Source organism: Streptomyces sp. LX-29 (genome assembly GCF_029541745.1).
In the GTDB taxonomy this organism is placed as follows: domain Bacteria; phylum Actinomycetota; class Actinomycetes; order Streptomycetales; family Streptomycetaceae; genus Streptomyces.
On sequence record NZ_CP089746.1, the window covers coordinates 2,298,318 to 2,319,311 of the forward strand.

At 72.5% G+C, this 20,994-nt stretch carries 19 protein-coding genes; 8 read left to right on the top strand and 11 right to left on the bottom strand.

Annotation, left to right across the window (positions count from 1 at the left end; all coding sequences use genetic code 11):
• Positions 1–2: 2 nt before the first annotated feature.
• Positions 3–1,385 carry an L-serine ammonia-lyase gene (locus LRS74_RS09705; protein ID WP_277740622.1) on the top strand — a complete coding sequence of 461 codons (1,383 nt, stop codon included), beginning with the start codon at positions 3–5 and terminating at the stop codon, positions 1,383–1,385.
• 83 nt (positions 1,386–1,468) lie between these two features.
• Here LRS74_RS09705 and LRS74_RS09710 read toward each other — a convergent pair whose 3' ends face one another.
• Complete coding sequence (locus tag LRS74_RS09710; protein ID WP_277740623.1) at positions 1,469–2,200, bottom strand: hypothetical protein; 732 nt, start codon at positions 2,198–2,200, stop codon at positions 1,469–1,471.
• 414 nt (positions 2,201–2,614) lie between these two features.
• Between LRS74_RS09710 and LRS74_RS09715 the strand changes: the two genes are divergently transcribed.
• Together LRS74_RS09715 and LRS74_RS09720 are read left to right on the top strand one after the other, a co-directional pair.
• On the top strand, positions 2,615–3,166 hold the full coding sequence (locus LRS74_RS09715) for a GH25 family lysozyme (protein ID WP_277740624.1): 552 nt from the start codon (positions 2,615–2,617) through the stop codon (positions 3,164–3,166).
• Between the two features lie 78 nt (positions 3,167–3,244).
• The gene (locus LRS74_RS09720) at positions 3,245–3,553 is read left to right on the top strand and encodes a hypothetical protein (protein WP_277740625.1); all 309 of its coding nucleotides are present in this window, start codon (positions 3,245–3,247) and stop codon (positions 3,551–3,553) included.
• Positions 3,554–3,648: 95 nt separating this feature from the next.
• Here LRS74_RS09720 and LRS74_RS09725 read toward each other — a convergent pair whose 3' ends face one another.
• The 7 genes from LRS74_RS09725 to LRS74_RS09755 form a co-directional block, all read right to left on the bottom strand.
• On the bottom strand, positions 3,649–3,864 hold the full coding sequence (locus LRS74_RS09725) for an EF-hand domain-containing protein (protein WP_277740626.1): 216 nt from the start codon (positions 3,862–3,864) through the stop codon (positions 3,649–3,651).
• Positions 3,865–3,905: 41 nt separating this feature from the next.
• Complete coding sequence (locus tag LRS74_RS09730) at positions 3,906–4,556, bottom strand: N-acetylmuramoyl-L-alanine amidase (protein WP_277740627.1); 651 nt, start codon at positions 4,554–4,556, stop codon at positions 3,906–3,908.
• A 444-nt stretch (positions 4,557–5,000) separates the two neighbouring features.
• Positions 5,001–6,215, bottom strand: a complete 1,215-nt coding sequence (locus LRS74_RS09735) for an IS30 family transposase (RefSeq protein ID WP_277740628.1) — start codon at positions 6,213–6,215, stop codon at positions 5,001–5,003.
• Positions 6,216–6,353: 138 nt separating this feature from the next.
• Positions 6,354–6,860, bottom strand: a complete 507-nt coding sequence (locus tag LRS74_RS09740) for an ATP-binding protein (RefSeq protein WP_277740629.1) — start codon at positions 6,858–6,860, stop codon at positions 6,354–6,356.
• A gap of 309 nt (positions 6,861–7,169) precedes the next feature.
• Entirely contained in the window at positions 7,170–7,937 is a 768-nt protein-coding gene (locus LRS74_RS09745) for an enoyl-CoA hydratase-related protein (protein WP_277740630.1), read from the bottom strand.
• 119 nt (positions 7,938–8,056) lie between these two features.
• The gene (locus tag LRS74_RS09750; RefSeq protein WP_277740631.1) at positions 8,057–9,226 is read right to left on the bottom strand and encodes an Ig-like domain-containing protein; all 1,170 of its coding nucleotides are present in this window, start codon (positions 9,224–9,226) and stop codon (positions 8,057–8,059) included.
• Between the two features lie 225 nt (positions 9,227–9,451).
• Positions 9,452–10,597: an Ig-like domain-containing protein gene (locus LRS74_RS09755; protein ID WP_277744680.1), complete on the bottom strand. Its 1,146-nt coding sequence runs from the start codon at positions 10,595–10,597 to the stop codon at positions 9,452–9,454.
• A 758-nt stretch (positions 10,598–11,355) separates the two neighbouring features.
• On the opposite strand from LRS74_RS09755, the gene glgX reads away from it, so the two are divergent.
• Genes glgX through LRS74_RS09770 form a run of 3 tightly spaced genes read left to right on the top strand, consistent with a single transcriptional unit; the run spans position 11,356 to position 17,559 of the window.
• Positions 11,356–13,731: a glycogen debranching protein GlgX gene (gene glgX, locus LRS74_RS09760; RefSeq protein ID WP_277744681.1), complete on the top strand. Its 2,376-nt coding sequence runs from the start codon at positions 11,356–11,358 to the stop codon at positions 13,729–13,731.
• 34 nt (positions 13,732–13,765) lie between these two features.
• Positions 13,766–15,700, top strand: a complete 1,935-nt coding sequence (locus LRS74_RS09765) for an ABC transporter ATP-binding protein (protein ID WP_277740632.1) — start codon at positions 13,766–13,768, stop codon at positions 15,698–15,700.
• The gene (locus tag LRS74_RS09770; RefSeq protein ID WP_277740633.1) at positions 15,697–17,559 is read left to right on the top strand and encodes an ABC transporter ATP-binding protein; all 1,863 of its coding nucleotides are present in this window, start codon (positions 15,697–15,699) and stop codon (positions 17,557–17,559) included. Before LRS74_RS09765 ends, LRS74_RS09770 begins: the two co-directional genes overlap by 4 nt.
• A gap of 24 nt (positions 17,560–17,583) precedes the next feature.
• Here LRS74_RS09770 and LRS74_RS09775 read toward each other — a convergent pair whose 3' ends face one another.
• Positions 17,584–18,771, bottom strand: coding sequence for a hypothetical protein (locus tag LRS74_RS09775; protein ID WP_277740634.1), 1,188 nt, complete (start codon positions 18,769–18,771; stop codon positions 17,584–17,586).
• Between the two features lie 72 nt (positions 18,772–18,843).
• A complete protein-coding gene (locus LRS74_RS09780; protein WP_277740635.1) occupies positions 18,844–19,479 on the bottom strand; it encodes a TetR family transcriptional regulator in 636 nt (211 codons plus the stop codon).
• A gap of 99 nt (positions 19,480–19,578) precedes the next feature.
• Between LRS74_RS09780 and LRS74_RS09785 the strand changes: the two genes are divergently transcribed.
• Entirely contained in the window at positions 19,579–19,752 is a 174-nt protein-coding gene (locus LRS74_RS09785; protein WP_277740636.1) for a hypothetical protein, read from the top strand.
• 140 nt (positions 19,753–19,892) lie between these two features.
• Positions 19,893–20,261 carry a VOC family protein gene (locus LRS74_RS09790; protein WP_347178193.1) on the top strand — a complete coding sequence of 123 codons (369 nt, stop codon included), beginning with the start codon at positions 19,893–19,895 and terminating at the stop codon, positions 20,259–20,261.
• 342 nt (positions 20,262–20,603) lie between these two features.
• Here the strand turns inward: LRS74_RS09790 and LRS74_RS09795 are convergent, their stop codons facing one another.
• Positions 20,604–20,831 carry a hypothetical protein gene (locus tag LRS74_RS09795; protein ID WP_277740637.1) on the bottom strand — a complete coding sequence of 76 codons (228 nt, stop codon included), beginning with the start codon at positions 20,829–20,831 and terminating at the stop codon, positions 20,604–20,606.
• Positions 20,832–20,994 lie beyond the last annotated feature (163 nt).

Below are 20,994 nucleotides of genomic sequence, written 5' to 3' on the forward strand. Positions count from 1 at the left end.
CCGTGGCCATCTCCGTCTTCGATCTCTTCTCGATCGGCATAGGCCCGTCCAGCTCCCACACGGTGGGCCCGATGCGGGCCGCCCGCATGTTCGTGGGCCGGCTGAAGAAGGACGGCCTGCTCGCCCAGACGGCCGCGGTCCGAGCGGAGCTCTTCGGCTCCCTCGGCGCCACCGGCCACGGGCACGGCACCCCCAAGGCCGTCCTGCTCGGCCTGGAGGGCCACTCCCCCCGCACCGTCGACGTCGAGATCGCCGACGACGAGGTCGAGCGCATCCGCACCAGCAAGCGGCTGCGACTGCTCGGCGCCGAGATCGGCACCGACCACGAGATCGACTTCGACGAGTCGACCCAGCTGATCCTGCACCGCCGCCGTTCGCTGCCGTACCACGCCAACGGCATGACCCTCTTCGCCTACGACGAGGCCGGCGCCCCGCTGCTGGAGAAGACCTACTACTCGGTCGGCGGCGGCTTCGTGGTCGACGAGGACGCCGTCGGCGCGGACCGGATCGTCCTCGACGACACCGTCCTGAAGTACCCCTTCCGCACCGGCGACGAGCTGCTGCGCCTCTCCCGCGACACCGGACTGTCGATCTCCGCGCTGATGATGGAGAACGAGAAGGCCTGGCGCACCGAGGAGGAGATCCGCGAGGGCCTCCTGGAGATCTGGCGCGTCATGCAGGGCTGCGTCTCCCGCGGCATGTCCCGCGAGGGCATCCTCCCCGGCGGCCTCAAGGTCCGCCGCCGCGCCGCCAGCACCGCCCGCCAACTGCGCGCCGAGGGTGACCCGCAGGCCCGCAACATGGAGTGGATCACGGTCTACGCCATGGCCGTGAACGAGGAGAACGCGGCCGGCGGCCGGGTCGTCACCGCCCCGACCAACGGCGCCGCCGGCATCATCCCGGCCGTGCTGCACTACTACATGAACTTCGTGCCCGGCGCGGACGAGGACGGCATCGTCCGCTTCCTGCTCGCCGCGGGCGCCATCGGCATGCTCTTCAAGGAGAACGCCTCGATCTCCGGCGCCGAGGTCGGCTGCCAGGGCGAGGTCGGCTCCGCCTGCTCCATGGCCTCCGGCGGCCTCGCCGAGGTCCTCGGCGGCTCCCCCGAGCAGGTGGAGAACGCCGCCGAGATCGGCATGGAGCACAACCTCGGTCTGACCTGCGACCCGGTCGGCGGCCTGGTCCAGATCCCCTGCATCGAGCGCAACGGCATGGCCGCCGCCAAGGCCGTCACCGCCGCCCGCATGGCCCTGCGCGGCGACGGCCGGCACCATGTCTCCCTCGACAAGGTCATCAAGACCATGAAGGAGACCGGCGCCGACATGAAGGTCAAGTACAAGGAGACGGCGCGCGGCGGTCTGGCGGTGAACGTCATCGAGTGCTGAGCCCGCTCAGCCCCTCCACCGCGGTTTCCACGGCCGCGCCCGGCGTCCTCGCGATGCCGGGCGCGGCCGTCGCCGTTGTCAGGTCATGCCGTACGCGGCCGGTCCCGGTGCAGGGCGCGGCGCAGGGTGATGCCGTGGTGGGTGCGCAGCCGGCGGACCTCCCAGACCGAGAGCGCGGTGACGGAGACCGGCGGGGCGATCAGGAAGAGCAGCTGGACGGCGGGCGGGGCGGCGACCGGCGAGTCGTCGAGGAGCTGGAAGCCGAACATGGTCCACACCAGGACGGGTGCCAGCAGCGGCGGCAGGATCTCGTGCACATCGGCGGCGCGGAAGGTGAAGTGCACCGAGAAGACGATCGCGCCCAGGCCGAAGAGCAGCACGAACAGCGCGGCGACGAGGGTGAGCGGGTAGACGACGAAGAGCAGGATGCCGAAGCCCTTCGCGAACTCCAGGCCGCCCTCGGCGATCAGCCACCACAGCACCACCGGCCAGGCGCAGAACGCCGCGACGGCCAGCAGCGGCCGGCCCACGCGGTTCAGATAGAGGGAGCGCAGCGGGGGGCGGGCGGCGACGAGGAAGGCGATCAGGGCGATCGGACCGGCGACGACCAGCACGCCGGCGCTGAGGAAGACCTCGGTGAACCTGTCCTTGGCGAAGTCCGTCGCGGACTGCCGCATCGGATAGACGTAGACCATCCACAGGGTGGCGGCGACGCCGACGGCGGTACGGGCGACATGCGCCCGGGTGATCAGCGGATCGTCGGTCCGGTCCACCCGGCTCGGCGCGAAGATCGTCAGCGCGAGGACGAACGGCAACGCCAGAAAACCCCCGCAGCCCGCCCCCATGACTTCCCCGGCCCCCGCTCACGTCACGCCATTCCGCGCCCGCCGGCCTGACGGGTCCCGGTCAGACAGTAACGGATCTTCGCGGGCTCCCGCCGACAGCGCCCCCACCCGAGGGCGTTCGCCCGCCCGGGTCGCGCGCGGCTGCTTACCACCCGCGGCCTCAGCGGCGTCGAATGTTGACGGAACCCGCGCAAGGCGTGCCCGGAACGCCCCTCACGGGCTTCGGTGGTGGCGTTGCACACCGCCCCTCACCGGGCACAACCGGAAGAAGCCCTGCCCTCCCCACCCACCCCCACCCCCACCGGTACCCCCTGCGCTCTTCCCCGCCCCGGGGAGGTCCGGCATATCGCCCTACCCCCATATCCCCCCACGGGAGGCAGCCCCATGCTGCATGGCATCGACGTCAGTTCGCATCAGTCCTCGTTCGACACGGACGGGGTGGATTTCGTGATCATCAAGGCCACCGAGGGCCGCACGTATGTCAATCCGCGGCAGGCCGCGCAGGCGCGTCGGGCGCGGAAGGCCGGTTGCGTGGTGGGCTTCTACCACTTCCTGTGGCCCGGCCACATCGTCGAGCAGGCGCGCCACTTCACCCGCGAGTCCCCGGCCCGCCCCGGCGACCTCCTGGCCGTGGACTGGGAGACCACCGGCGCCGGCACCCGCGCCGGCAACGCCGAGAAGGACCGCTTCATCCGGGAGGTGAAGAAGCTCCGGCCGGACCACCGGGTGCTGCTCTACTGCAACCGCCACTTCTGGCTCCAGTACGACGCCACCTCGTACGCCGGGGACGGCCTGTGGATCGCCGACTACGTCACGGCGGGCCGGCCGCGGATCGAGGCCGACTGGCTGATCCACCAGTACACCGACGTGCCGCTGGACAAGGACGTCGCGGACTTCCCCGACCGGGAGCGGATGCGGGCCTGGGCGGCGGGCTAGCGCGCCGGCGCTCCCGGGGCGGGCCGGGCGCCACCCCGAGGAAGGGGCGTTGTCAGTGGGTGGCCCTAGGCTCGTCGTATGGGTTACGCAGACCTGCGCGAACTCCAGAGCGCGCTGAACACGGCATCGGACATCGCCTTCTCTCTGGAGGCCGCCCCGAGCCCCCATGAGGCGGAGCAACTGGCCGAGGCGCTGCGGCGCGCCCTGGCGGCCGCCGGGGCGCTGGGCGCCGGGCACGGCGCCACGGGCTGTGCGGAGCACCCGCGCGGGGCCGTCGACCCGTTGTACGGGGACAAGGAGGACCCGCTGCCGCCGGGCTACGGGCGCTGTCTGCTCTGCAACGACCGGCGCAGACGGGCCAGCGCCCAGCGGCGCGGCTGGCGCTGAGGCGCCGCCGCGCCGCCGTGGGGCCGGAGGTCGGCGGCACGACGATGGTGCTCGCGCCGTCGCGCGACGCGTCGCGGCCGTGCCTCCGTATGGCGTCAGCCCTTGCTCTGGGCCGCCCAGAACTCCTCGAAGGACAGCAGGCCGTCGCCGTTGGAGTCGTGGGAGTTGATGACGGCCTGAGCGACGGTCTCCGTGACGTACGGGTCACCCAGCTGCGCCATGACGCTCTTGTACTCCACCGCGGTGATCAGCCCGTCCCCGTTGACGTCGAACCTGTCGAACGCCCGGCGCGCCTCTTCGATGTCCGCCACTGTTCCGCCCCTTCGTTGTGCGTTGTCTGAACTCGCACAGGTTAGCCGTTGACCAGATCCAGGTAGCGATCCCAGTCCCAGTAGGGGCCGGGATCGGTGTGGGTGGTCCCGGGGACCTCGTTGTGGCCGATGATGCGGGAGCGGGTGGCGGGGATCGAGTAGCGGGCGCAGATGGCGGCGGTGAGCGCGGCGGACTGTCGGTACATCACGTCGGTGAAGTACTCGGGCTTGTCGATCCAGCCCTCGTGCTCGATGCCGATGCTGCGCGTGTTGTACCCCCAGTTCCCCGCGTGCCAGGCGATGTCCTTCTCGCGGACGAACTGGCCGATGTAACCGTCCGCCGAGGCCAGCATGTAATGCGCGGACACCTTCTTCGCCGGGTTCTGGAAGATCCGCCGGGCGTTCTGGAAGGTCTCCTGGGTGACGTGGACGACGATGCGGTCGATCGGATAGGCCGTGGGGCGGCTGGACACCGTGTAGTTGGCGGTGCTGGCCGGGATCCAGTGGGTGGGGGGATAGCCCGCGTTCCCGCCCGGGCCGGGGTCGCCGGGGGTGGAACCGTCCGCCCGCGCGGCGCTCGCCGCGTTCGCGGTGGCCGCGCCGAGGCCGAGCGCGGCGGCGCCGAGGCCCGCGCCCGAGCGCAGCAGCCGGCGGCGTGAGGGATGGGGTTGAGGCATGTCTGTGTGACGCATGTCCATGGGGGGCTCCCGATGCGTTGCCGATGCCTCTCATCGTGAGCATTCGACGGGGGCATGCCAAGGATTGCTGCGACACAAGAGTGAGGGAAATACCCCTCTTCAGGTCTAGACCATTCGCGGATCAACATGAGAAACAATCAAGCTTCATTAGCGAATCGCGCGATACACCGCGTAGCTACCTGCCATTAATAAGGCGCGTGGCTCACCTCACCTTGGATTGCTCAGCGGAATGTCCGATCTATTCGAGAACGGACGCAGATGCCCTTTTGAAATGGCGCAGTGCGTCTGCAATAGTCGGAACCAGCGACCCCCATTGACCCGGGCTCGGTCGCTTTCGCCGCCGCGGATCACACCCCTAACGATCCGCGGCGCGCACGCAGAGGCCCCGACCGCCGCACGGCGGTTTCTAGGGGTCGTTGCAACACGTGGTCGTGTTGATCAGGCCGCGAGCAGTTTATGCAGGCGCTCGGCTGGGGTTTCCCAGCCGAGCGTTTTGCGTGGGCGGCCGTTGAGTTCGGCGGCGACGGCGTCGAGGTGCTCGCGGCTGTGGGTGGACAGGTCGGTGCCCTTGGGGAAGTACTGCCGCAGCAGGCCGTTCGTGTTCTCGTTCGAGCCGCGCTGCCAGGGACTGGCCGGGTCGCAGAAGTAGACCGGGATGTCGGTGGCGAGGGTGAACGCGCCGTGGGCGGCCATCTCCGAGCCCTGGTCCCAGGTCAGCGAGCGCACCAGGTGTGCAGGGAGGGTCTTCACGGTTGTCACGAGGGCGTCGCGGACGAGTTCCGCGCTGCGGCCCTCGGGCAGGTGCAGGAGCATCACGTAGCGGGTCGCGCGTTCGACCAGGGTGCCGATCGCGGAGCCGTTGTCCTTGCCGATGATCAGGTCGCCCTCCCAGTGGCCGGGCACCGCCCGGTCCTCTGCCTCGGCCGGACGCTCGCTGATCATGACCATCGGGGTGGAGAAACGAGGCTGCCGCTGCTGGGCCTGGCGGCGTGGCATGCGCCGGGCGCGTCCCGAACGCAGGGCTCGGGCCAGCTCGCGGCGTAGTTCGCCGCGGCCCTGGACGTAGAGGGCCTGGTAGATCGTTTCGTGGACCACGTGCATCTCCGGCCGGTCAGGGAACGTCCGGCGCAGACTCTCGCAGATCTGCTCCGGACTCCACTTCAGGTCCAGAGCGTCCTGGATGAAGTCCCGCAGTGCGGTGTTCCGGCCGATCTTCCCCGGCTTGGGGCGGGGCCGGCGGGCATCGGCCCGGGCCTGGGCCGCGTGCGGCCGGTACTGGCCGCCCACCGGGTGCCGGTTGCGGCGGATCTCCCGGCTGACCGTGGACGGGCTGCGGCCCAGCTCGGCCGCGATCGTGCGGACGGTGGCCTTCTCCCGCAACCGGTCGGCGATGTGGATCCGGTCGGCCTCCGAGAGGTACCGGGATGGCGCGGAGGCCGCCCGCACCAGATGCGCGGGCGGCCTCGGCCGCTTCTTGCGGCCCTCGGGCCGACCGTTACGCCATTCACGGCCGGTCCGAGGGTTGACGCCGACGCGTCGGCTCGCTTCTACGTTGCCAAATCCCAGCTGCACGAGCCGGAAGTATTCCTCCCGTTCCCGGTGCAGCTTCCGGGGCCCCTGTTCCTTGCGGCTCTCACGGATCTTGAAGTCCATCGCATCCCCTGAGCTGGGGTGTTGCGACGACCACTAGAACCCAAGCACTCCGGCGCAGGGGCCTCTTCGCTTTCTCCGCTTTCCCGAAGGCGCCCCCGGCGCAACCCCCTGAGGCGTCCCCTCGGGCACGCCGCTCGCTCAGCGCTCCGCCGCGACCCGCATCTCGAACCAGGTGGTCTTGCCGCGGGGTAAGAGATCCACACCCCAGCGCTCGGAGAGCTCGTCCACCAGGAACAGCCCGCGCCCGCTGATGTCCAGCGGCGCCACCGGCATCAGGCAGGGCAGCCCGCGCGAGGGGTCGCGGACCTCTATCCGCAGCCAGCCCCGACGGCGCAGCAGCCGCAGGCCGAAGGCGCGGGCCCCGGTGTGCCGCACGGCGTTGCCGACCAGCTCCGAGACGAGCAGCACGGCATGCTCGGCGACCTCGCCGGAGAGCCCCCAGTGACGGGCCACCACCATCTCGGTCAGCCGGCGCGCGGTGGACGCGGACTCGGGTCGGGAGGGCAGCCGCACCTCGTCGACCATCGGATTCCCGAACACGTCCAGCGCCCGCAGCGCCAACTCGTCCGGAGCGGCCGACACCCCGCGCGCCGCGGCCGTGCCCATGCGCCGCTGCGGCTGCTCCATTCCCTCCAAGCCCGCCATGCCCCCATCATGGCCGCCCCGGAGGCCGCTTGGGGGCGGATCCGTGCGATTCCGAACAGCCCTGCCGCAACCCCCACGCAGCGGTTGCAACATATGCCAGGGGCAGCCATCTAGCCGAGATACCTCGCCTGACCTGCGATGACGCCCCGCTTACAGAAGATCGCCCAGCGTGCGGAGCGGCGGCCGCGGGCCGTTGCCCGGGCGGCGAAATAATTCCCTCGCACGGGGCACACGAGGCGGCGAGCGGCCCGCCCAGGGTCGCTCGCCGCCTCGTCACCACGCCGCGTCAGCGGCGCAACGCGCCGTCCGTCAGCGGAACTTGGCCTTGCCCGGCCCCTCCTCGACGAAGCTGCGCATGCCGATCTCCTTGTCCTCGCTCGCGAACAGCCCGGCGAACCAGTTCCGTTCGATGGCGAGGCCGGTCTCGATGTCGGTCTCCAGCCCGGCGTCCACGGACTCCTTCGCCGCGCGCAGCGCGATCGACGGCCCCTGGGCCAGCTTGGCGGCCCAGGCGTGAGCCGCCTCGTAGACCTCGGCGGCCGGCACCACCCGGTCCACCAGGCCCAGCGTGAGCGCCTCGTCCGCCTTCACCTGACGGCCGGTGAAGATGAGGTCCTTCGCCTTGGAGGGGCCGACCAGCCGGGCCAGCCGCTGGGTGCCGCCGGCGCCCGGGATCAGACCGAGCAGGATCTCCGGCTGCCCCAGCTTGGCGTTGTCGGCGGCGATCCGGTAGTCGGCGCACAGCGCCAGTTCGCAGCCGCCGCCGAGCGCGTAGCCGGTGATGGCGGCGACGACGGGCTTGGGGATGCGGGCGACGGCGGTGAACGAGTCCTGCAGACCGCGGGACCGGGCCACCATCGCGGCGTGGTCCATGCGCTGCATCTCCTTGATGTCCGCGCCGGCCGCGAAGACCTTCTCGCCGCCCCAGACGACCACCGCGCGCACATCGTCGCGGCGGCCGGCCTCCTCGGCGAGCTCGCGCAGTCGGTCCTGGGTGGCGATGTCCAGCGCGTTCATCGGCGGACGGTCCAGTCGGATGGTTCCTACGCCCTCGGCGACCTCAAGCTTCACAGTCATGGGCGCAGGTTAGCGCGCGTTCACCTGCCGTGGTTCCGGTCGGTACGACAGCGGGCCCGGTGCGATTGGTCACACGCACCGGGCCCGTCGTCGCGGGGCCGTCGCCCCGAGGTCGTCCGTCAGCCGGCCTTCCACTCCTGCCAGGACATGTTCCAGCCGTTGAGGCCGTTCTCCGGCTGGATGGTGCTGTCGTTGGAGTTCTTGACCACCACCACGTCGCCGAGGATGGAGTTCTTGAAGAACCAGGCTCCGGGGGAGCCGTTGTCGCCGCCGCCGCGGGCGTCCTGCAGACCGACGCAGCCGTGGCTGGCGTTGACCGACCCGAAGGTCGACGCGCCCGCCCAGTAGTTGCCGTGGATGAAGGTGCCCGAGGTGGAGAGCCGCATGGCGTGCGGCACGTCCTTGATGTCGTACTCGCCGCCGAAGCCGACGGTCGCGCCGTTCATCCGGGTCACCTCGTGCTTCTCACTGATGACCATCTGTCCGTTGTAGGTCTCGGTGCCCGGCGCCCCGGAGGTGATCGGGATGGTCTTGACGACCTTGCCGTTCCGCTTGACGGTCATCGTCTTGGCCTCGGCGTCCACGACGCTGACCTGACCGCGGCCGATGGTGAAGCGCACGGTCTTGCGCTGGGTGCCGTAGACGCCCGGCCTCCCCTCGACTCCGTCGAGCGCCATCTTCACGGTCACCTTGGTGCCCGGCGCCCAGTACTTCTCGGGCCGGATGTCCAGGCGGTCGTTGCCGAACCAGTGCCCCTCCAGCGGCACCGCCGGCTCGGCGGTGACCGAGACGGCCTTCTCGACCGCCGCCGGGTCGGTGATGCCGCGGCTGAACCGCAGCGAGACCGGCATCCCGACGCCGACCGTGGAGCCGTCCTCCGGGGTGAAGAAGCCGGTGAAGGTGTTCTCGGGGGACAGCGTGGTGAAGGTGGCGTGCCTGGCCGCCTGGCGTCCGTCCGCGTCCTTGGCGACCGCGTCCACGGTGTACTCGGTGGCGGTGCCCAGATGGGTCGAGGGCGTCCAGCTGCGACCGTCCGTGGAGATCTTGCCCGCGACCTTCCGCCCCTTGGAGTCGGCGACCTTCACCGAGGTCAGCGTGCCCTTGGCGACGGCCACCTTGAGCGCCCCGCGGGTGGCGACGTCGGCCGCGCCGTCCTTGGGAGCCAGGGTCAGCACCGCCTGGGAGGGGGCGTTCTTGTCGCCGCCCGAGCCGCCGCCCTTCTTGTCGTCGTCGGAGCCGCCGTCCCCGCCGCACGCGGTCGTCAGCGCCAGCAACGTCCCCAGTGCCAACGCGGACAGTCCTCTGCGGCCCCGCGTGGCCGGTATTCGTCGCACCTTCACTACGGCCTTCTCCCCTCCATGGCCCCGCGCCCCCCGCGGCAACCCGATGACAACGCGGTCAGGCCGCGCCTGGCGATAGATAACCACACGGGCGGGATGGTGAACCGTCCCCCGATGTCACCGTTCAGTCCCAAGTGAGCAGCGCGAAGATCAAGGCCGCCGGCGCTGCGCCGGTCAACTCAGGGCGGAGCCTTTCAGCCACTCCGGCCAGGACAGGTTCCAGCCACCCAGTCCGTTGTCCGGAGCCACCCGGTGGCCCCGGGAGTTGACCACCTCGACCACGTCCCCGACCAGTGACTGCCCGTAGAACCAGCCCGCCGCGGTCCGCTCGCCCCCGCCGCGCACATCGCGCAGCCCGATACAGCCGTGGCTGGTATTGAACGCCCCGAAGGTGCCGGGAGTGGCCCAGTAGTTGCCGTGCAGGAACGTTCCGGAGGAGGTCAGCCGGAGCGCGTGCGGAACGTCCGAGATGTCGTACTCGCCACCGAATCCGACCGTTGAGCCGTTCATCCGGGTCATCTCCAGTCGCTCCATCACCACCATCCGCCCGTTGTAGGTCTCGTGGCCCGCCGCCCCCGTCGAGACCGGCAGCACGGCCGGGGGCCGGCCCTCCCGCCGCACGGTCAGGGTGTGGTCGACCGCGTCCACGGTGCTCACCTGCGAACGACCGATGGAGAAACGCACCTTTTTGCGCTGGATGCCGTACGCGTCGGCAGCGCCCCGCACATCCCGCAGCCGCAGGTCGACGGTGACCTCGGTGCCCGGGCGCCAGTAGCGCCGCGGTCGGAAGTCGAGCCGGTCGGCGCCGAACCAGTGGGCGGCGATCTCCGTGTGCGGACGGGCCGTCACCCTGATGGCGCGTTCGACGGCGGCGCGATCCGTGATCGGCCGGGTGAAGGAGAAGGAGACGATCATCCCGGTGCCGACGGTGGAGCGGTGCTCCGGGGTGAAGTAGCCGATGAACCGGTGCCGGGGGACCACGGTGGTGAAGGTGGTGTGCCGCGCGACGCGCCGGCCGCGCCCGTCGACGGCGACCGCTTCCACCGCGTATCTCGCACCGAGCATGAGCCGCGGCTCCCGCGGGCGCCAGTCCCGGCCGTGCGCCGTCAGCCGCCCGGCCACCGGCACCGCCTCGCCGCCGTCCTCGGTGCGCGTGACCCGCACCCGCTCCAGTCGTCCGTCCGGCACCGTCACCGCCAGCCGGGCCGCGGCCCGCACCGCACGGGCCCCGTCCCCCGGCGTGATCCGGATCGCCTCCTCGGGCGGAACCACCGCGCCCCCGCCGAAGTGCGCCAACCCGCACCCGGCGAGCGCCAGCAGCGCTCCCGCGATCCAGCCCGCGCGCCGCCGCAGGCCCGTCACCCGCCCCCGCCCCCACGCCCCTTCACCCACTCGACTCCACACGCCCCACCCAACGACCACCCCCCACCGCGGGCAACGAGCCACCACTCCACCAGCCGCCGACCCGGGGTGAAGCCCTGGCCGTTGTGGGCAGAACAGTGGATGAGGACGGGAACGGACCCGCCGGCACGGGACGCCAGGCGGGCCGCGCCCGGCGGCGTGACGGCGATGGGGCTCTCGGCGGTGTCCGCCCCGCCCTCCCCGGCCTGGCGACGACGGGCCGCGGAGCCGAGCCGCGAGCCGCCGGAGGCGACCAGGTGACGAGCGCAGCCGAGCACGGGACGACAGCGCGGGGTGTGCCGCCCGCGGACGGCGCGGGTCGCGCGGACGCACCGCACGGCCACGACCCCCGTACCGACGGGACGCCGCCGGCGGGCGCCGGGACGGTCGGGGCGGACGCGAGGGGAGCCCGCGCGGGCGAGAGCACCGTGGACGGAGCCGCCGAAGCACCCGGTGCCCGCCCAGCCGGCGCGGGCGGGGTCGTCGCGGACCGGGCCGCCCTGGACGGAGCCGGTGCGACCGGAGTCGGCGCGGACAGGTCGCTCGCGGGCCCGGCCGGGGAGGGCTCCGGGGGTGGCACGGCCGGTCGGGGCGTCGTGGCGGCGGAGCCGTCGCGGACCGGACCCGCCCCGGCGACGGTCGCGGCCAACGGGCGGCCCCGACCGGTGGTCCCGGCCGTGCCCGCGCCGCGCGGCGCCGAGGGGCCCGACGCCGTCGCGCGGCGGCCGACCGTCTGGCCGGGCAGCCCGCAGCCGCTGGGGGCTCGGGTGCGGAGGGGGCCCGACGGGGCGCTGGGGACGAACTTCGCGCTGTGGGCCGGCGGCGCCGAAGGGGTGGAGCTGTGCCTGTTCGACGACGACGGCCGCGAGACGCGCCGCCCACTCACCGAGCTGACCCATGAGATCTGGCACGGCTTCGTGCCCGGGGTACTGCCCGGTCAGCGGTACGGCTACCGGGTGCGGGGCCGCTGGGACCCGTGGACCGGGGCCCGCTGGAACCCGGCGAAGCTGCTGCTCGACCCGTACGCCCGCGCCGTGGACGGCGAGTTCGGCAGCGGGGGCGGCCCGCTGCCCCCGGAGGTCTACGCCCATGTGCGCGACTGGCCGCAGCAGCACGTCGCCGACACCGTCCGGGACGAGCGGGACTCGGCCCCGTACGTCCCCAAAGGCGTGGTGGTGCACGACGACCCGTCCGACGGTCCGGACGAGTGGATGGACGACCGGCGGCCGAAGACGCCGTGGGCCGACTCCGTCATCTACGAGCTGCATGTGCGCGGCTTCACCCGGCGCCACCCCGACATCCCGCCGGAGCTGCGCGGCAGCTACGCGGGGCTCGCGCATCCGGCCGCGCTGGAGCACCTCACCCGGCTCGGGGTGACCGCCGTGGAGCTGCTGCCGGTGCACCAGTTCGCCCACGAGGACCATCTGCTCCGCCGCGGCCTGCGCAACTACTGGGGCTACAACTCGATCGCCTACTTCGCCCCGCACGCCGGGTACGCCGCCTCCGGCACCCGCGGGCAGCAGGTCGGGGAGTTCCGGCGGATGGTGCGGGCGCTGCACGCGGTCGGCATCGAGGTGATCCTCGACGTGGTCTACAACCACACCGCCGAGGCGGGCGAGCTGGGCCCGACGTTCTCGCTGCGCGGCATCGACAACCGCGGCTACTACCGGCTCCAGCACGACCCGCGCCGCTACGCCGACTACACCGGCTGCGGCAACACCCTCCACGTGGTGCAGCCGCAGGTGCTGCGCCTCATCACCGACTCGCTGCGGTACTGGGTCACGGAGATGGGCGTGGACGGCTTCCGCTTCGACCTGGCCGCGGCGCTGGCCCGCTCCATGCACGACGTCGACATGCTCTCCCCCTTCCTGGCCGTCATCGCCCAGGACCCGGTGCTGCGCCGGGTGAAGCTGATCGCCGAGCCCTGGGACGTGGGCTCCGGCGGCTACCAGGTGGGCGCCTTCCCCCCGCTGTGGACCGAGTGGAACGACCGCTACCGGGACGCGGTGCGGGACTTCTGGCGCGGCGCCCTGCCGGACGTGCGGGACCTGGGATACCGGCTGTCGGGCTCCAGCGACCTGTACGCCTGGGGCGGCCGCCGGCCGTACGCCTCGGTCAACTTCGTCACCGCGCACGACGGCTTCACCCTGCGCGACCTGGTCTCCTACGAGCGCAAGCACAACGAGGCCAACGGGGAGGGCAACCGCGACGGCACCCACGACAACCGCGCGTGGAACTGCGGGGCCGAGGGCGAGACGGACGACCCGGGGGTGCGGGCGCTGCGCCGCCGCCAGTTGCGCAACCTGCTCACCACGCTGCTGCTGTCCACCGGGGTGCCGATGCTGGTGGCGGGCGACGAGATGGGGCGCACCCAGGGCGGCAACAACAACGCCTACTGCCAGGACAACGAGGTCGGCTGGGTGGACTGGACGCTGCTGGAGGACCCCGGTTGGCGGGCGCTGACCGACCTCGCCGCGCGGCTGGTCGCGCTGCGCCGGGCCCATCCGGTGCTGCGCCGGCGGGCGTTCTTCTCGGGTCGGCCGCAGGCCCCGGACGGGCTGCGCGACCTGGCGTGGTTCACCGCGCACGGTGCCGAGATGACCGAGCGGGACTGGTACGGGCCGCCCGCCGCCTTCGGGATGTACCTGTCGGGGCGGGACATCCCGCAGCGGGACGCCCGCGGCGGCCCGGTCACCGACGACAGCTTCCTGGTGCTGCTGCACTCCGGCCCGTCCCCGGTCCGCTTCACCCTTCCGGGCCCGCCGTGGGCGGCGGAGTACGAACTCCTCGTCGACACCGGGCGGGAGGAGCAGGAGGCCGCGCCGGGCACCCGGCACCCCGCGGGGCGGCCCCTCACGCTGCCGGGGCGCACCGCCCTGCTGTTTCGGGCGCTGCCGACCGAGGAGCGGCCCGCCGCCCCGGTGCCGGGGACGGTCCCCGGCCCGGACTCGGACGCGGCACCGGACTCGGCACCGGACGCGGCACCGAGCGCGGAATCGGATACGGCCCCGAGCGCCGAATCGGGCACGGCCCCGGGCGGGAAAACCGAGTGAGCGGTGTCAGGCTCAAACCGTACGCTCACTGCTGATGGCTGCGACGAGTGACTCACCCGAGACCGCGACAGACCCCGCCCACCGGCCCGCACCACCCCGACAACGGTCGGTGGTGCGCTCGCTGCTACGGCTGTGGCCGTACGTACGCCCCGTGCGCGCGCGGTTGTTCACGGCGGCGGGGGTGGCGATCGTCGCCTCCTGTCTGAGCCTGGTCATGCCGCTGGTGCTGAAGTGGCTGGTGGACGGCCCGGTGGCGGAAGGGGATCCGGGCGGGGTGTGGCTGGGCGGGGCGCTGCTGCTGGTGCTGGGGCTGGCCGAGGCGGGGCTGTTCGGGCTGCGCCGCTGGCTGGTGGCGCGCCCGCTGGCCGGGGTCGAGGCGGCGATGCGGGCCGACCTCTACCGCCATCTGCAACGGCTGCCGGTCTCCTTCCACGACCGCTGGCCGTCCGGGCAGTTGCTGTCGCGCGGGACCACCGACCTGATGCTGGTGCGGCTCTTCCTCGCCTTTCCGCTGACCTTCCTGGTCGTCAACGGCGTGACCGTCCTGGCCGGTTTCGCGATCCTGCTCGCGCAGGAGTGGACGCTCGGGGTGGTGCTGCTCTCTCCGGTGGTCCCGCTGATCGTGGTCTGCTCCTACTTCGAGGCCCGGTACTCCGCGGTCGCCCGCGCCGCCCAGGACCAGGTGGGTGATCTGACCACGGTGGTCGAGGAGGGCGTGCTCGGCATCCGCATCACCAAGGGCTTCGGCAGGCACCGCAGCCAGGCCCGGGCCTTCCGCTCCCTCGCCGAGCGGCTGCGCGCCACCGAGCTGCGCAAGGGACATCTGCTCGCCACGATCTGGGCGCTCATCATGACCCTGCCCGAGCTGGCCATCGGCGCCACCCTGCTGCTGGGCACCGTGCGGGTCGCCGACGGCGACCTCTCGGCCGGCTCCCTCGTCGCCTTCCTCTCCATCGCGCTGGCGCTGCGCTGGCCGGTGGAGTCGCTCGGCTTCCTGCTGGCGATGAGCCAGGACACGGCCACGGCGACCGACCGCTTCTTCGAGGTGATGGACGAGGCGGAGGCCGAGCCGTCGTCCGCCGACGCGGCGGCCGCGCGACGGGACGATACGAGCCACGGCGGCGGGACACGCTCCGATGACGGGACGCGCTCCGGTGACAAGGCGCCTTCCAGCGGTGCGGCGCGTTCCAGCGGCGAGACGGCCGTCGAGACGGCGCTCGGGCTGCGCTTCGAGGGGGTCGGCTTCCGCTACCCGGACGCCCCGCGGGGGGAGCCGCCGGTGTTGCGGGGGGTCGATCTCCGGGTGCGGCCCGGGGAGACGATGGCGCTGGTGGGGGCGACCGGGTCCGGGAAGACGACGCTCACCGCCCTCGTGCCGCGGCTGCACGAGCCGACGAGTGGCCGGATCACCGTGGACGGGGTGGACATCACCGCGCTCAGCCGCCACGAGCTGCGCGGCCTGGTCGCGGTCGCCTTCGAGGAGCCGACGCTGTTCTCCGCCACGGCGGGCGAGAACGTGGCGATGGGCGCGGAGGACGCCGGCCCGGAGGACCTCACGCGGGCCCTGCGGATCGCCCAGGCGGACTTCGTCCACGCCCTGCCGCAGGGCACCGAGACCCAGGTCGGCGAGCAGGGTCTGAGCCTCTCCGGCGGCCAGCGGCAGCGGCTGGCGCTGGCCCGCGCGGTGGTCGGGCGCCCGCGCTTCCTGGTGCTCGACGACCCGCTCTCGGCGCTGGACGTGCACACGGAGGCCCTGGTCGAGGCCGCGCTGCGCGAGGTGCTCGCCACCACCACGGCGCTCATCGTCGCCCACCGCCCCTCCACCGTCCTGCTCGCCGACCGGGTGGCGCTGCTGTCCGAAGGCCGCGTCGCCGCCGTGGGAACGCACCACGAACTCCTGCGCGACTGCGCGGAGTACCGCTCGCTGATGTCCGGCACCCCCGGTCAGAAGGGGGACACCGACCGATGACCACGACCTCCGCCGACACCTCGGCCCCCGCCCGGGACGGCCGGGACGCCGAGGGCGCCGACGCGCCCACCGACCCGTTCGACCACGACGCCCTCCCCACACCCGAGGGCGCCTCGCGCGCGCTGCTGACATCGCTGCTGGCGCCGCACCGCCGGCGGGTGTGGGTGGCGGCGCTGTTGTTGCTGCTCCAGCAGGCCGCCATGCAGGCGGGGCCGTTGCTGGTGGCGTACGCGATCGACCGCGCGGTGCCGGCCCTGCGCCATGACGCCAACGGCCCGCTGATCGCGGTGACCGCGGCGTACCTGGGGTGCGCCGCGGCCTCGGGCGGTCTCCAGTACCTCTTCATCCGGGTCGCCGCGCGGGTCAGCCAGGACGTGCTGCTGGACCTGCGGGGTCGGATCTTCCGTCACTCGCAGGCGCTGAGCGTGGACTTCCACGAGCGGTACACCTCGGGGCGGCTGATCTCGCGGGCCACGACCGATGTGGAGTCGCTGCGCGAGCTGCTGAGCGAGGGGCTCGAGGAGCTGCTGGGCGTCGCGCTCTCGGTGGTCTACATCAGCCTCACCCTGATCTACCTGGACTGGGGTCTGGGCGCCGCCGCCGTGCTGTCGTTCTGGCCGCTGTATCTGCTCGTACGGTCCTTCCAGCGGCGTTCGAAGCGGGTCTACGAGAAGCGGTCCACGGCCATCGCGGCGGTGATCGTGAAGTTCACCGAGACGATGAACGGGATCCGACCGGTGCAGGCGTTCCGCCGCGAGCGGTCGAACGACGCGGAGTTCCGGGAGCTGAACCAGCGGCACGAGCGGATCAACGGGGACTCGATCCTGGAGATGGCCCGCTATGTGGTGACCTCGCGCCTGGTCGCGAACGCCGCGCTGGCGGCGATCGTGCTCTGGGGCGCCTACCGGGTGGCCGACGGGGAGCTGGCGCTGGGCGTGCTGGCCGCGGCGGCGATGTATCTGCGGCGGCTGTACGACCCGATCGACCGGCTGGGGATGTTCCTCAACTCCTACCAGTCGGCCGCCGCCTCGCTGGAGAAGATCGCCGGCCTGCTGGCGCAGCGTCCTTCGGTGCCCGAGCCGGCGACCCCCCGGGAGCTGCCCGAGCGGCCGGCCGGCCACCCGGGCCGCCAGGTCGTCTTCGAGGACGTGCGGTTCGCCTACCGCACGGGCGGCGAGGTGTTGCCGCGCTTCGCGCTGACCCTTCCCGCGGGGCAGACGGTGGCGGTCGTCGGCTCGACCGGCGCCGGCAAGTCCACCCTGGCCAAGCTGCTGGCCCGGTTCTACGACCCCACCGAGGGCCGGGTGCTGCTGGACGGCGTCGACCTCCGCGAGCTCGCCACGCCCGAGCTGCGGCGCGGGGTGGTGATGGTGACCCAGGAGGCGTTCCTGTTCTCCGGCAGCGTCGCCGACAACATCTCCATCGGCCGCCCCGACGCCACCCGTGCGGAGCTCGAGCGGGCGGCGAAGGCGATCGGCGCGCACGACTTCATCACCGCGCTGCCGGACGGCTACGACACCGATGTGCGCAAGCGGGGCGGCCGCATCTCGGCGGGCCAGCGGCAGCTGGTCGCCTTCGCCCGGGCGCTGCTGGCCGACCCCGCCGTCCTCATCCTCGACGAGGCCACCTCCTCGCTCGACATCCCCGGCGAGCGGGCGGTGCAGCAGGCCATGCACACCGTCCTGCGCGGCCGCACCGCCGTGGTCATCGCGCACCGGCTCTCCACGGTGGAGATCGCCGACCGGGTGCTGGTGATGGAGGGCGGCCGCGTCGTGGAGGACGGCACCCCGGAGGAGCTCATCGCAGGACGGGGCCGCTTCGCGGAGCTCCACCGGGCGTGGCGGGACAGCCTGGTGTAGGGCCGGGGTACGGCCGAGGAGCGGTCAGGCGGTGGGGTCGACCGCGTAGGCGTAGCGGAAGTGGTCGTACTCGCCGACGGTCCACACCACCCGGTCGCGGCCGTCGTAGCTCAGGTCCTCGGGGCCGGCGGACAGGCGGCTGCGGGTTTGGGGCGCGCCGCTTTCCGGCCGCCATGCCATCAGCCGTCCGCGCCGGCTCTGGCCGGCGCTGACGGAGAGGTAGTAGGTGCCGTCGACGCTCGCCGCGCCCTGCACCTGCCGTTGGCCGATCGCGTGGACCTCGGTGGCAGCCAGGCGTCCGGTCTGGTCGTTCCAGCCCGGCGCCAGCGGCCAGCGGACGGCGTTCGGCCTGGGCCTGCCGTCCTCGTCGTACTCACTGACCAGCAGCGAGTGCGGCGAGGTCGTCCGGTCGACGGACACGGCCGAGAAGCGCAGCCGGCGGCCGGCGTTGTCGTAGGCGCCGACCTGGGGCAGGAGGTACTTGTAGCCGTAGGAGTAGTAGTCGCCGGCGTCTCCGTTACCGTGCAGTCCGATCCACTCCGCGCGGTCGTCCCTGGCCACGAGGATGGTGCTGAGGTCGAAGACGCGTAAGCCCTTGTACGTGTCGGCGACGTACAGGTAGCCGCCGTACGCGGCGATGCCGCCGGCGTGGGTGTCGACGGGAGCGTACGTGTACCGGCCCGCGGAGTCCCGGTACGGCTCCACCAGCAGGACGTGCCGGTACCTGAGCGGCGCCCCGGCGCGCCAGCCGACGATGCTGATCCGCGCCCCGTGCTCCTTCACGGCGCCGCGGGCGTACCAGGAGACGTAGAGCGTGGAGCCCCCGCCGAAGTCGTCGTACGACGTGGTGACCCCCTGCGGACGCCACTCAGCTCTCTGCTGGTCATGAGCCACGTCCCAGTGGAAGCCGTAGGCGTACTCCTCGGCGATGTTGGCGCGACCCTCGGCGGTCTCCACCAACCCGCCGGTGCGGTTGGCGTTCGCGAGCACCTGATCCTGGGAGACCTTGGCCAGGATGCCGGCCAGGCCCGCGATCGACGCCCGGTAGGACGTCCGGCCCAGGCGCCGCTCACGGGGCCGGACGCGTCCGGCGATGCGGTAGTCGCCACCAGGGGCGGCCATCGCGGTGCCGGGCAGCGAGACGCCCGCCACGGCGGCGGCCAGCGGCCCGGCGGTGAATCCTGTCATCAACGATCTGCGTGAGATGGTCATGCCAGCGGAGGTTATGGCCGGAACTCACACCTCAGTAGACGCCGGACACCGCCTTTTCCGTGTCCCGTCGCCTCAGCCGGTGGCGTACCGGCCGAGGGTCGGTTCGAGCAGGCCGAAGACGTGGGCGGCCTCGGCAGCGACGGTGTCCGCGATCCGCGCGTCGCCCTGCCCCGCGAGGGTCAGCTCCTGGATGCGGGTGAACAGCAGCCGATGCGCGGCGCCGAGCTGGGCCGCCGCCGCCCGTGGGGCGATGTCGTCGGGGCCCGCGCCGGTGGTCTCGGCGAGCTCCCGGGCGAGGGCCTCTTCCCGCTGGTCGTGCAGGTCGCGGAGGCGGGCGGTGAGGGTGGGGCTGTCCGCGATCATGCGGGAGAACGCCGGGCCGGCGAAGCCGGCGACGGGATCCTGCCGCTCCACGGCCTCGAGGAAGGCCCGACGCAGGGCGGTCAGGGCGGACTCGCCCGCCTCGCGTCCGGCGACGGTGCGCGCCAGGCCGGCGGTGAACTCCTCGTGGTGGTCCAGGGCGAGGTCTTCCTTGCGCGGGAAGTAGTTGGTGACGGTCTTCTTGGCGACGCGGGCCGCGGTGGCGATCTCGGCGATGGTCGTGTCCTCGAAGCCCTGGGCGAGGAAGAGTCGGGTGGCGTGGTCGGAGATCAGCTGCCTGGTCTCCTGCTTCTTGGACTCGCGCAGTCCCATGTGTTCGGTGGCCATGAAAAAACTTTATACCCGACGTAACTTTTCGCTTGACGCACTGGGTATGTCCGGGCTAACTTTACGTCCGTCGCAAGTTTTAACGAAGGGAACCACCGTATGCAGCACTCCAGCAGCGACCTCTCCGCCACCGTCACGGCGTTCCTCGCCGGTCAGGACGGCGGAACGGGCCCGCTCCGGCCCGCACCCCGTCGCCGCCGGGAGTTCACGCAGCCGACCCGCATGAGGAACGCGGCGCCGCGGACCACCCACCTCCCCCGCCGGACGCCCTGACGACGGTCGCCGCGCCCGTCACCCGTCACGGCGGACCGCGCCACCCGAGCAAGCCCCGCACGAGCACCGCCCGCACCGCACGCACCGCACCGCACCGCATCGAGGAGCCAGCCATCAACATCACCACCTCCACCGTCTGCCTGACCGTCGACGACGTGGCCGCCTCGCGCGACTTCTTCATCACGCACTTCGGCTACGCCGAGGCCATGGCGGCGGACGGATTCGTCTCGCTCACCCACCCGGACGGCGGCGTCAGCCTCGCCATCCACCGGCGCGGCCTCCCCGTCCTCCCCGACGACCTGCGTGAGCAGACCAGCCGGGGGATCATCGTCGCCTTCACCGTGACCGGCCTCGAGGCCCACCAGGACCGGCTGCGCGCCGCCGGGGTCCCGATCACCCTGCCGCTGCGCGAAGAGCCCTGGGGCGAGCGCCTGTTCATGGTCGCCGACCCCAACGGCGTCCCGGTCGAGCTCGTCGAGTGGGCCACGCCCCCGGCCGGCGACGCGTAGCCGTCCCGCGAGGGCGTCACCACCCTCCATGCCCGACGGGCCCCCGACTCCGGCGCACGGCCGGAGCCGGGGGCCCGTCGGCCTGTCCGCCCGTCGACCGTCGGCGGCGCACGGAGGACGCGCGGTCGCGAACCAGCCACCCCTACCGGCGCGTTGCGCGGTCGGCGCGCCGGCGACCAGCTCCCGGGAGGGGGCGCGCCGGGCGCGAAGACGGCGTGCACGCCCCTTCGCCGACCCATGGCCCGGGGGTGTGCCGGCGGCCGTCGGGGCCGCGCTCGCCCCGCGTGTCACCGAACGGCTCGGCCGTGAACTCCGCTGGAAAACAACGACGTTCGACCCAGGTCAGATGCTTGAGCGGCGCCAGCGGTGCCCGCCCGAAGGGAGTCGCGAGGTCCGCGGCGCGCGCCCCGACAGCCCGTCCGGCTTCCGCGGCACGGCGGACCGGCAGGAGTCGAGGCAGGCGTCGGGCAGTTCGCGCGCGTCGTCGAGGGAGCGCCGGCGCTCGGTCGAGTGGGCGGTGGCCGAAATCGTCATGGCCCGCATCGCGGGGAGCGCTCCCCATCGCTCCATCCATCCGTTATACGGACACCATTCTTTCGTCAACGGACAGTTTCCGGCCAACTTTTTGTCGCGCTCCTGACATATGCATGTCCACGGTGGGACTCTTCCCTCTGCCGACCCCGCAGCCGTTTCCCCCTCGCTCCACCCGCTGCGCCCCGTCGGCCAGGTCTCC